Annotated in this window: 10 protein-coding genes, 1 other RNA gene and 1 other annotated feature; of the genes, 8 read left to right on the top strand and 3 right to left on the bottom strand. The window is 38.6% G+C overall.

Annotated elements, in window-relative coordinates:
* Positions 1–100 precede the first annotated feature (100 nt).
* Together BM012_RS03065 and dtd are read left to right on the top strand one after the other, a co-directional pair.
* A complete protein-coding gene (locus BM012_RS03065; RefSeq protein ID WP_046217875.1) occupies positions 101–2,308 on the top strand; it encodes a RelA/SpoT family protein in 2,208 nt (735 codons plus the stop codon).
* A 15-nt stretch (positions 2,309–2,323) separates the two neighbouring features.
* Entirely contained in the window at positions 2,324–2,770 is a 447-nt protein-coding gene (dtd, locus tag BM012_RS03060; protein ID WP_061802078.1) for a D-aminoacyl-tRNA deacylase, read from the top strand.
* A 24-nt stretch (positions 2,771–2,794) separates the two neighbouring features.
* On the opposite strand, the gene BM012_RS03055 is transcribed toward dtd, so the two are convergent.
* Positions 2,795–3,661, bottom strand: coding sequence for an N-acetylmuramoyl-L-alanine amidase family protein (locus BM012_RS03055; protein WP_082802462.1), 867 nt, complete (start codon positions 3,659–3,661; stop codon positions 2,795–2,797).
* 115 nt (positions 3,662–3,776) lie between these two features.
* Here BM012_RS03055 and BM012_RS26260 point away from each other — a divergent pair, with 115 nt between their 5' ends.
* From BM012_RS26260 to BM012_RS03035, 5 genes are all read left to right on the top strand, one after another.
* Complete coding sequence (locus tag BM012_RS26260; RefSeq protein WP_161939270.1) at positions 3,777–3,944, top strand: hypothetical protein; 168 nt, start codon at positions 3,777–3,779, stop codon at positions 3,942–3,944.
* Positions 3,945–4,022: 78 nt separating this feature from the next.
* Positions 4,023–4,255: a binding site (T-box leader), on the top strand.
* A 56-nt stretch (positions 4,256–4,311) separates the two neighbouring features.
* On the top strand, positions 4,312–5,583 hold the full coding sequence (gene hisS, locus BM012_RS03050) for a histidine--tRNA ligase (protein WP_061802077.1): 1,272 nt from the start codon (positions 4,312–4,314) through the stop codon (positions 5,581–5,583).
* A gap of 11 nt (positions 5,584–5,594) precedes the next feature.
* Positions 5,595–7,367: an aspartate--tRNA ligase gene (gene aspS / locus BM012_RS03045; protein ID WP_061802076.1), complete on the top strand. Its 1,773-nt coding sequence runs from the start codon at positions 5,595–5,597 to the stop codon at positions 7,365–7,367.
* A gap of 58 nt (positions 7,368–7,425) precedes the next feature.
* Positions 7,426–7,610: non-coding RNA, 6S RNA (gene ssrS / locus BM012_RS03040), on the top strand.
* A gap of 116 nt (positions 7,611–7,726) precedes the next feature.
* The gene (locus BM012_RS03035) at positions 7,727–8,491 is read left to right on the top strand and encodes a tRNA threonylcarbamoyladenosine dehydratase (protein WP_061802075.1); all 765 of its coding nucleotides are present in this window, start codon (positions 7,727–7,729) and stop codon (positions 8,489–8,491) included.
* 18 nt (positions 8,492–8,509) lie between these two features.
* On the opposite strand, the gene BM012_RS03030 is transcribed toward BM012_RS03035, so the two are convergent.
* Together BM012_RS03030 and BM012_RS03025 are read right to left on the bottom strand one after the other, a co-directional pair.
* The gene (locus BM012_RS03030; protein ID WP_061802074.1) at positions 8,510–9,364 is read right to left on the bottom strand and encodes an SDR family oxidoreductase; all 855 of its coding nucleotides are present in this window, start codon (positions 9,362–9,364) and stop codon (positions 8,510–8,512) included.
* Positions 9,365–9,377: 13 nt separating this feature from the next.
* A complete protein-coding gene (locus BM012_RS03025; RefSeq protein ID WP_061802073.1) occupies positions 9,378–10,655 on the bottom strand; it encodes a replication-associated recombination protein A in 1,278 nt (425 codons plus the stop codon).
* A 265-nt stretch (positions 10,656–10,920) separates the two neighbouring features.
* Here BM012_RS03025 and cymR point away from each other — a divergent pair, with 265 nt between their 5' ends.
* Positions 10,921–11,340, top strand: a complete 420-nt coding sequence (gene cymR / locus BM012_RS03020; RefSeq protein WP_019391373.1) for a cysteine metabolism transcriptional regulator CymR — start codon at positions 10,921–10,923, stop codon at positions 11,338–11,340.
* Position 11,341 lies beyond the last annotated feature (1 nt).

Here is an 11,341-nt window from a genome sequence, read left to right as displayed (position 1 = left end):
TCAAATTGTCATTTTAGGTAGAAATGTGGCGCTCAAAAAGAGAGAAGGCGTAAAACATCTTCTAACCTTTGTCAAAAGTTTAAAATAAAAAGGTGATTGCATGGCAAATGAACAAGTGCTAACAGCGGAACAAGTCATTGACAATGCAGCAAAATATTTAGTAGGTGAAGACTTACTATTTGTTGAAAAAGCATACCAATTTGCAAAAGAGGCTCATCAGCATCAGTATCGAAAATCAGGTGAGCCTTATATTATTCATCCGATTCAAGTAGCGGGTATTCTCGTTGATTTAGACATGGATCCCTCAACAGTAGCGGCTGGCTTCTTACATGATGTTGTAGAAGATACAGAAGTTACTCTTGAAGAAATTGAAAAAGCTTTTACAGCAGAAGTTGCAATGCTTGTTGATGGCGTAACAAAGCTTGGGAAAATTAAATATAAATCAAAAGAAGAACAGCAAGCAGAGAATCATCGCAAAATGTTTGTAGCAATGGCGCAGGATATCCGCGTCATTTTAATTAAGCTTGCAGACCGTCTTCATAATATGAGAACGTTGAAGCACCTTCCACAAGAAAAACAGCGCCGCATTTCTAATGAAACGCTGGAGATTTTTGCACCGCTTGCTCATCGATTAGGGATTTCAAAAATCAAATGGGAGTTAGAAGATACGTCTCTTCGCTACCTAAATCCGCAACAGTACTATCGTATTGTAAATTTGATGAAAAAGAAACGTGCAGAACGTGAAGAATATTTAGAAGAAGTTATTGGTGAAGTTCGAGCACAAGTTGAAGATGTGAAGATTAAAGCTGAAATTTCTGGGCGTCCAAAGCATATTTACTCAATTTACCGAAAAATGGCGCTTCAAAATAAACAGTTTAATGAAATATATGATCTTTTAGCTGTCCGCATTATCGTTAACAGCATCAAAGACTGTTATGCTGTGTTAGGTATTATTCATACATGTTATAAACCAATGCCAGGACGGTTTAAAGATTATATTGCCATGCCAAAACCAAATATGTATCAGTCTTTGCATACAACTGTTATTGGACCAAAAGGTGATCCGCTTGAGGTTCAAATTCGTACGAGTGAAATGCATAATATTGCTGAGTACGGAATTGCCGCACACTGGGCGTATAAGGAAGGTAAAGCAGTTGGTGAAGGCTCTTCATTTGAAGAGAAATTAACATGGTTTAGAGAAATCTTAGAGTTTCAAAATGAATCAACAAATGCAGAAGAATTCATGGAATCTCTAAAACTGGACCTTTTTGCTGATATGGTATACATTTTCACACCAAAAGGGGACGTCATTGAGCTTCCTTCAGGGTCTGTTCCAATTGATTTTTCTTATCGAATTCACTCAGAAATTGGGAACAAAACGATTGGTGCTAAAGTAAATGGCAAGATGGTGACGCTTGATTATCAGCTGAAAACAGGCGATATTATCGAGATTTTAACATCTAAGCATTCTTATGGGCCAAGCCAAGACTGGCTTAAGCTTGCTAAAACAACACAAGCTAAAAATAAAATTCGCCAGTTTTTCAAGAAGCAGCAGCGTGAAGAAAACATTGAAAAAGGACGCGAGCTTGTTGAAAAAGAAATTCGCCAAATGGAATTTGACTTGAAAGAAGTGCTAACAGCTGAAAACTTAAAGCGTGTTACAGAAAAATTCAATTTTTCAAATGAAGAAGATATGTACGCAGCTGTTGGATATAATGGGATTACAGCTTTACAAGTTGCTAATCGACTCACGGACAAATGGCGTAAACAACGCGATTTAGAGCAGCAAGAAGCAGCTTTGAAAGAAACTGTTGAAGAAGTGAACAGAACGAACAAAGTTCAAAAGAAGAAAAGACGCGATTCAGGTGTACGGGTAAAAGGTGTCGACAATTTGCTTGTCCGCATTTCAAAGTGCTGTAATCCTGTTCCAGGGGACGAGATTGTTGGATTTATTACAAAAGGCCGAGGTGTCTCTGTACACCGTGACGACTGTCCGAACGTACATGTAGAAGAAGCACAAGAGCGACTTATTCCTGTTGAATGGGAGTCAGATATCAAAGAAGGCCGCGAATTCAATGTTGAAATTGAAATTTCAGGTTATGATCGTGCGGGCTTATTAAATGAAGTGCTTCAAACTGTAAATGATAGCAAAACAAATATTTCCGCCGTTTCTGGCAAGTCTGACCGTAATAAGATGGCAAGTATTCATATGTCACTAGCGATTACAAACATTAGTCATCTTCATAAAGTAGTCGAAAAAATTAAGCATATTCCAGACATCTATTCTGTTCGTCGGATTATGCATTAAACAAGGAGTTTCAGAATGAAAGTAGTATTACAGCGAGCAAAAGATGCTAAAGTAACAGTAGAAGGTACGACAGTTGGAGCAATAAGCAAAGGACTTGTTCTTTTAGTTGGTGTTACACATGAAGATACAGAAGAAGACGTAAAGTACTTAGCTGAAAAAATTCCTAACCTTCGCATTTTTGAAGATGAAAGTGGAAAAATGAATTTATCCCTTTTAGATGTTGAAGGAGCTATTTTATCTGTTTCGCAGTTCACGCTTTACGGCGATTGTCGAAAAGGTCGTCGTCCAAACTTTATGGGAGCAGCTAAACCAGACAAAGCCGAACTTCTTTATGAAGAGTTTAATGGAGCACTTAGAGAAAAAGGGATCATTGTCGAAACGGGAACGTTTGGAGCAATGATGGACGTTTCATTTACAAATGATGGACCTGTAACACTTATTTTAGAAAGCAAAGACAAATAGGAAAAATCCTATTTGTCTTTTTTTTTAATAAAAATAAGCTGCTAGTCCTTCTGAAATAGAGGAGGCCATTTTTCTTTGAAAATCAGAGGAAGTGATCGTTTCTTCTTCTTTCCCATTACTCAAAAAGCCGAGTTCAAGCAGAATGGAAGGGTGCTCATTTTCTCGAAGTACAAAGTAATCACCAAAGCGTGTCTTTCCATCTTTTAATGGGGAATTTTTTACAATCCCTTTATGGATCGTGTGAGCTGCACTTGGACTTTCATAATAGTACGTAATAAGCCCGTTAATAGAAGGATTCTTATGGCTATTATAGTGCAGACTAACAAACAAATCTGCTTCATTTCGATTAGCTAAAGCAACGCGTTCTTTTAAAGTTACTGTTTTGTCGCTTGTTCTAGTTAGAATAACATGAGCCCCATGACTTTCAAGCGTCTGTTTTAAAAGAAGGGCTGTGTTGAGATTAAGCGTTTTTTCATATGTTCCGAATTTCCCTGTTGTTCCTCTGTCATCTCCACCATGACCAGGATCGATAATAATGGTTTTACCCGAAAGAGAGTCATGTGGAATAGCGGGTGATGTTGATGCTTGAGCTTTCCCGTCGAGAAGAGGTGTCATTTCTTTTAAATAGACATTTGATACCCATCCTTTCTTTCCATTCAAAAGTTGAACATATGACCAGCTTGTATCACGTTTAATAAGCGATAAGATATCTCCATTGTGAACAACAGTTACAATGGAATGATCTGTGCTTGGCCCACTTCGAACATTAAGGGTACTTGCATTAACCGTTAAAAACTCACTTTGTGCCTCAATTGGCTTTTCAACGTTTAGCGTTAAGGAGCAAACACCAAGGATAAGAGCTAAAAGAAACAGTCGTCTTAATTTACTCAATCAAACACGCCTCCATTTTTTAAACTCCACATCATATTCTTTTCATTTGTATAAATTCCTGTTAAAAAAGGGAAAATAGAAAGAGTATTTATTCGACATAGAAAAGAGGGGTTTGATGAAATTTAGCGAACATGGAGAGCGGAAGTTTGGATACCATCAGTCATTACACGATATTAATTTTCATGAGAAATCACTTGAAAATAATCCACTTTACGTAGGAATGGAGTTTGGAGTCACATCACGTGAAATTCAAAAGTTAAAAAGCCATTTAGAGCGTTCGTAAAATTGAAAGGTTCTTGACAATCTTCCTGTTCCTTCGTAATATAGAAGACAATTGCTAGTTTACGAAAAACAATATTATATATTGCCGTTGATGGAGAAAAGTAGCTATAATCCCACAAGAAAAGAGAGAAAATGCCTTGGGCTGAAAGCATTTTTACTTGCTGTATAGTGAACGAACACTTCTGAGGTTTCACTTTGAAAAGAGTTATTCTTAGTAGGAGATGAACGCATAATTTTTGCGTTATAAAATAGAGTGGGAGCCCAATGTGGTTTCAACTAGGGTGGTACCACGAAAATACTTTCGTCCCTACATATATGTAGGGGGTTGAAGGTATTTTTTTTATGGATTTTATAAAGGAGGAACAAAAATGAGCATTGATATCCCAAGAGGAACCCAAGATATTCTGCCAGGAACAGTTGAGAAATGGCAGTATATTGAACAGAAAGCAAGAGAAATTTGCCGTGCGTTTCGTTATCAAGAAATTCGTACGCCAATGTTTGAACATACAGAACTGTTTAAACGCGGAGTAGGGGATACAACAGATGTTGTTCAAAAAGAAATGTATACGTTTGAAGACAGAGGTGGACGCAGCATTACGCTAAGACCAGAAGGCACAGCAGCTGTTGTACGCTCATTTGTAGAGAACAAAATGTTTGGAAATCCAACGCAACCTATTAAACTTTTCTATACTGGTCCAATGTTTCGCTATGAGCGTCCACAGGCAGGTCGTTTCCGTCAGTTCGTTCAGTTTGGAGTAGAAGCAATCGGAAGTAATGATCCAAGCATTGACGCAGAAGTATTGTCGCTTGTGATGAATTTCTATCAATCGCTCGGATTGAAGAAACTGAAGCTTGTTTTAAATAGCCTTGGAGATACAGAAAGTAGAATGGCTCATAGGGATGCGCTTATTAATCACTTTAAACCAAGAATTAACGAGTTTTGTTCAGACTGTCAAAATCGTCTTGAAACAAATCCACTTCGTATTCTTGATTGTAAGAAAGATCGCAATCATGAGCTTATGAAGACAGCTCCATCTATTCTTGATTATCTAAATGATTACTCAAAAGAATATTTTGAAAAAGTGCAGCAATACTTAACAGACTTACATATTCCGTTTGAGGTAGATGCAAATCTTGTTCGAGGCCTGGACTATTACAACCACACAGCATTTGAAGTAATGAGCGAAGCAGAAGGCTTTGGCGCTATTACAACGCTATGTGGAGGAGGACGTTACAACGGTTTATCCGAGCAAATTGGGGGACCTGAAGCTCCTGGGATTGGATTTGCCCTAAGTATTGAGCGTCTTCTAGCAGCTCTTGAAGCAGAGTCTGTTGAGCTTCCAATCGAGCAAGGTATTGATTGCTACGTTGTTACACTTGGCGATAAAGCAAAAGATAAGTCTGTTTCAATTGTAAATGATCTTCGCCTAAGCGGAATTGCAGCGGAGAAAGACTATCAAGATAAAAAAGTAAAAGCACAATTTAAAGCAGCTGATCGACTTAGTGCAAAATATGTTGCAGTCCTTGGAGACGATGAGCTCGAGCAAAATGTTATCAATGTAAAGAACATGGAAACAGGTGAACAAGAAGAAATTTCGCTTTCGTCATTTGTTTCATATGTGAAAGAAAAATTATTATAGGGGGAATTAAGATGACACAAAGATCATACTTTTGCGGAGAAGTAACTGAAAAAGCTATTGGCGAAAAAGTACACTTAAAAGGTTGGGTACAAACGCGCCGTGACTTAGGCGGGCTAATTTTTATTGATTTACGCGACCGCACGGGGATTGTACAAGTTGTATTTAATCCAGATCTTTCGAAAGAAGCGCTTCAAACTGCTGAAGGCATCCGAAGCGAGTTTGTCCTGCATGTAGAAGGTGAAGTTGTTGCACGTGTAGCCAACACAGTAAACGAGAACCTTGCAACAGGAAAAATCGAAGTTCACGTTCAAAATGTTGAAGTTATTAACAAATCTAAAACACCTCCTTTTGCAATTGATAACAAAGTGGAAGTTTCAGAAGATGTTCGATTAAAATATCGTTATTTGGACCTTCGTCGTCCTGTTATGTTTGAAACGTTCAAAATGCGTCATCAAACAACAAAAGCTATTCGTTCATTTTTAGATGATCAAGGCTTCTTAGATGTGGAAACACCAATGCTTACAAATGATACACCTGAAGGAGCGCGAAGCTACCTTGTTCCAAGCCGCGTGCATCCTGGTGAATTTTATGCATTGCCACAGTCTCCACAGCTTTTTAAACAGCTTCTGATGGTTGGCGGCATTGAACGCTATTACCAAATTGCTCGCTGTTTCCGAGATGAAGACTTACGTGCAGATCGTCAGCCAGAATTCACACAAGTGGATATTGAAATGTCATTCCTAGAAATCGATGACATTATCGAGCTTGGTGAACAAATGATGAAGAAAGTGATGAAGGAAGTAAAAGGACTTGATATTCCAACACCATTCCCTCGTCTTTCATATGAAGAAGCAATGAACCGTTTTGGTTCTGACAAGCCTGATACGCGATTTGAGATGGAGTTCATCAATATGGGTGAGCTTGCTGCAGATTGTGGTTTTAAAGTATTTAAGAGTGCAATTGAAAATGGTGGAGCTGTAAAAGCTCTTAACGTAAAAGGAGCAGCTTCTAAATATTCTCGTAAAGACATTGACGGCTTAACAGAATATGCAGCTCGCTACGGTGCAAAAGGTCTTGCATGGCTGAAAGTAGAAGATGAAATTAAAGGACCAATTGCTAAATTCTTCAGTGATGAAGAAAAAGAACAAATCATCAAACTAGCTGAAGCAGAACAAGGAGATTTACTGCTGTTTGTTGCTGACAAATCATCTGTTGTTGCAAGTGCACTCGGTGCTCTTCGTCTAAAACTAGGAAAAGACCTTGAGCTTATCGATGAAAGCAAATTCAATTTCCTTTGGGTAACAGATTGGCCACTTCTTGAGTACGATGAAGAAGAAGGACGCTATTTTGCAGCGCATCATCCATTTACAATGCCTGTTCGTGAAGACGTAGAGAAACTTGAAACAGCTCCTGAAGAAGTAAAAGCACAAGCATATGACCTTGTTCTAAACGGATATGAGCTTGGTGGAGGGTCACTTCGTATTTATGAGCGAGATGTTCAAGAGAAGATGTTCAAGGCGCTTGGAATGAAAGAAGAAGATGCACAAGAACAGTTTGGTTTCTTGATGGAAGCTTTCGAATATGGAACACCTCCACATGGTGGAATTGCGCTTGGCCTTGATCGTCTTGTTATGCTTTTAGCAGGACGTACAAACTTGCGCGATACAATTGCTTTCCCGAAAACAACAAGTGCAAGCTGTCCATTAACAAACGCTCCAGGCCCTGTAAATGAAGCACAGCTTGAGGAATTATCGTTAAAAAGTACCGCTAAAAAAGAAGACTAATTTGTGAGCGTCAACTCTTGCAAAGGGTCATTCTATGTGATAATATACTAATACATTAACAGTCCTGATGTGTTCGTCTCATTGCCTGTTGTTTTGACCGAACAGCTATATATTAGGGAGCTTGAAGTTTTTAACTGGCGTACATGCCTTTCATAAGGACGTACAAATGTTAGATTAGAGCACCCACCTGCCGAGAGCGGGTTCAAAACTTAGGAACTTAAGGACGGCACGATTGGGACATGTAACTTAACTTATTCAACCCTATGCAATTTATTTGCATAGGGTTTTCTCATGAATTGGGCAAGATGTTATAATAACACTGCTAACTTGACTAATATAAATAACGGAGTGTGAAATACATGTTACACCAGTTTTCTCGTAATGAATTAGCAATTGGAAAAGAAGGACTAGAAACATTAAAAAACAGCACTGTTGCTGTGCTTGGTGTTGGTGGTGTTGGGTCATTTGCGGCTGAGGCACTAGCACGTACAGGCGTTGGAAAAATCGTGCTTGTGGATAAGGACGATGTTGACATTACAAACGTTAACCGCCAAATTCATGCGCTCTTGTCAACAGTAGGGCAACCAAAGGTAGACTTAATGGCGGCGCGTATTCACGACATTAATAAAGAATGCGAAGTTGTGAGTTTGAAAATGTTTTATACAGAGGAAACGTATGAAGAATTTTTTGCTCATAATTTGGATTATATTATTGATGCCTCTGATACGATTTCATATAAGATTCATCTTATGAAAGAGTGCTTAAAACGAGACATTCCCATCATTTCAAGTATGGGAGCTGCAAATAAAACAGATCCAACAAGATTCCGTATTGCAGACATTTCAAAAACACATACAGATCCTATGGCAAAAGTCATTCGCACACGTTTACGAAAAGAACGAATTCATAAAGGAATTAAAGTTGTCTTTTCAGACGAAAGACCGATTGTCATCCGTGATGAAGTGAAAAAATATGTAGGAAAAGAAGACGCGAAGATTCGTAAGGCTCAAATGCCACCTTCTTCAAACGCTTTTGTTCCATCTGTAGCAGGGCTCATTATGGGAGGACATGTCATTAATGATCTTTTGAAAGATATTAAAATTAAGCGCGTTGGTGACGAATAAGCCAGGGGACCCCCTGGCTTATTTTTTATATCCTTTTTTAGAGAGTTCTTCTTCACTCCACTCCCAAAGAAGCTGTGCTAGATAAGGATCTTTAGCTCTTTTTGAAACACGGGCAGGTTTCTGTTTATAAAAGTAGCCACCTGTTACGTCATCAACTTCAGTACTCTTGGCAAGATAGAGAGCTGTTTCTGCTCCTTTATCAGGAGATTGAAAGAAAGGATTTAATACTTTATAAACACTTTTTCCAAATCCAGTAGAGCGGTTAATTCCTAAATTTGTGCTCACTGCTCCTGGGTGGAGAGCATTTACTGTAATATCAGTGTGTGAAAGACGTTTAGCTAGCTCTTTTGTAAATAAGATATTGGCGAGTTTAGACTGCCCGTATCCTTTCATAACACTGTAGTTAGTTTCTAAATTCATATCTTCAAAGTGAATTCTTCCCCATTTATGAGCACCAGAGGAGACGTTAACAATCCTTGCTTTTTGAGCAGCTTTTAAAGAATCCAAAAGAAGAAAGGTCAACAGAAAATGTCCAAGATGATTAACACCAAGCTGTGCTTCATATCCTTCTTTTGTTACTTTCCTTTTCAGAGAAACAACTCCAGCATTGTTTACAAGAACATCTAGTACATCCCATTTGTTTGTAAACTGTTCGACAAAGTGGGATATACTATCAAAGTCTTCCAAATCACAAAGTAAAAGTTCGATATGAGAAGCGCCGCTTTTTTCCTTTGCTAGTCGAAGCGCTTCTTCTCCGCGCTGTTGATTGCGACAAGCCATCACAACATGTATGTTTTCTTTTGCTAAACCAATTGTTGTTGAAAGTCCCATGCCAGAATTTGCACCTGTTACAACGGCTATCTTTCTTTTCATATCCATCTCCTTCTTACTTCTTCATTTTATTATTAATATTAGCATACACTTGACTCAAAGCTTGTTCATATTTTCCGGTATGCTTGGGTTTATAATACTGTGCTCTAATAAGTGAATCAGGCAAGTATTGCTGATTTACCCAACCTGATTGAGCATCATGAGGATACTTGTATTCAACGCCACGGCCGAGGTTTCCAGCTCCTTTATAATGCGCATCTTTTAGATGTAGAGGGATTTCCCCGCTTTTTCCGTTTTTTACATCCTCAATCGCTTTATCAAGTGCTTTGTAAGCAGAGTTTGATTTTGGAGAAAGACACAAGTCAACAACAGCATTTGCAAGAGGAATGCGTGCTTCTGGAAAACCGAGCCGCTCAGATGCTTCAATGGCGGAAAGGGTACGTGCTCCTGCCTGTGGATTGGCAAGTCCAACATCTTCATAGGCAATAACGAGCAATCTTCTGTTTAGGCTTTCCAAATCACCTGCCACAATAAGACGAGCAAGATAGTGAAGAGCTGCGTTTACATCACTGCCTCGAATGGATTTTTGAAAAGCAGACAAAACATCATAGTGAGCGTCACCATCTTTATCATGAACGAGCGCTTTTTTTTGAAGGCACTCTTCTGCAACATCAAGGGTAATTTCAATTTCTCCTTGTTCGTTTTGTTTCGTCGAGAGGGCAGCGAGTTCAAGTGCTGAAAGGGTTGCTCTAACGTCCCCATTTGAAGCTGTTGCAAAGTGTTCTAATGCTTCGTCAGTAATCATAATTTTCTCTTTACCAAGGCCTTTTTCTTTATCTTCAATTGCTCGTGTTACGGCAAGTTTAATTTCTTGTGAAGAAAGCGGTGTAACCTCAAAGATTTGACAGCGGCTTCTTATTGCTGGATTTATAGCATGATATGGATTGCTTGTTGTTGCTCCAATTAAAATAATCTGTCCGTTCTCTAAAAAAGGAAGTAAGTAATCTTGCTTTCCTTTATCAAGTCTATGGACTTCATCAAGAAGTAAGATGACACTTCCAGACATTTTAGCTTCTTCTGCTACAATAGCTAGGTCTTTTTTGGCGTGTACAACGGCATTAAGCTGTCGGAATGGCTTTTTAGTACTTCGAGCTATTGCTGTAGCAATCGTTGTTTTCCCTGTTCCTGGGGGACCATAAAGAATCATGGAGCGAAGCTGATTTGCTTCAACCATACGGCGAATGATTTTTCCTTCTCCAACAAGCTGTTCTTGTCCAATTACTTCATCAATGGAAGAAGGGCGCATTCTGTAAGCTAATGGGTTGTGATTCATTAAACAATCTCTCCTATTTAAAATGTAATTTGATCCCTTCTCATATAAGGGTCTAAAACATGCACGATATCTTCATAATATGCTATAATGTCAAAGGTTGAAGGCTATAATGAAATAGTATAAAATATATTATTTACATTAACATATTACATTAGCTTAATCATATTAGTTTGTTTATATTGTTTTCTAGTTAAAGATGTGAATCGTTTATAGATAAAAAAGAACATGTGTGTATACATTAGTGAATTATGAAGGGGTGCTGAATTTGAAAATTTCAACAAAAGGACGTTACGGCTTAACAATTATGATTGAATTAGCAAAAAATCATGGTGAAGGTCCAATCTCGTTAAAAAGTATTGCCAAAGCACATGACTTATCAGAGCACTATCTAGAGCAGCTTATTTCCCCTCTTCGCAATGCTCGACTTGTGAAAAGTATTCGCGGAGCGTACGGTGGCTATTTACTTGCCAAGGAGCCAGGAGATATTACAGCTGGAGATATTATTTCCGTTCTTGAAGGTCCAATTAGTCCTGTAGAAGGGATTGAACAGGAAGAGCCAGCAAAGCGGGAGTTATGGCTGCGAATTCGTGATGCTGTGAAAGAAGTGCTTGAAAACACAACGCTTGAAGATTTAGCGAATCACAGCGAAGATGGCGATAATGACGCCTATATGTTTTATATTTAGG

The organism is Priestia endophytica DSM 13796 (assembly GCF_900115845.1).
GTDB lineage: Bacteria > Bacillota > Bacilli > Bacillales > Bacillaceae_H > Bacillus_I > Bacillus_I endophytica.
This window is presented reverse-complemented; position numbering and strand designations above follow the sequence as displayed.

Coding starts and splice junctions, on each gene's coding strand:
- aspS (WP_061802076.1), top strand. CDS start 5,595: ATGACACAAAGATCATACTTTTGCGGAGAAGTAACTGAAAAAGCTATT.
- BM012_RS03065 (WP_046217875.1), top strand. CDS start 101: ATGGCAAATGAACAAGTGCTAACAGCGGAACAAGTCATTGACAATGCA.
- BM012_RS03035 (WP_061802075.1), top strand. CDS start 7,727: ATGTTACACCAGTTTTCTCGTAATGAATTAGCAATTGGAAAAGAAGGA.
- BM012_RS03025 (WP_061802073.1), bottom strand. CDS start 10,655: ATGAATCACAACCCATTAGCTTACAGAATGCGCCCTTCTTCCATTGAT.
- BM012_RS26260 (WP_161939270.1), top strand. CDS start 3,777: ATGAAATTTAGCGAACATGGAGAGCGGAAGTTTGGATACCATCAGTCA.
- BM012_RS03030 (WP_061802074.1), bottom strand. CDS start 9,364: ATGAAAAGAAAGATAGCCGTTGTAACAGGTGCAAATTCTGGCATGGGA.
- dtd (WP_061802078.1), top strand. CDS start 2,324: ATGAAAGTAGTATTACAGCGAGCAAAAGATGCTAAAGTAACAGTAGAA.
- hisS (WP_061802077.1), top strand. CDS start 4,312: ATGAGCATTGATATCCCAAGAGGAACCCAAGATATTCTGCCAGGAACA.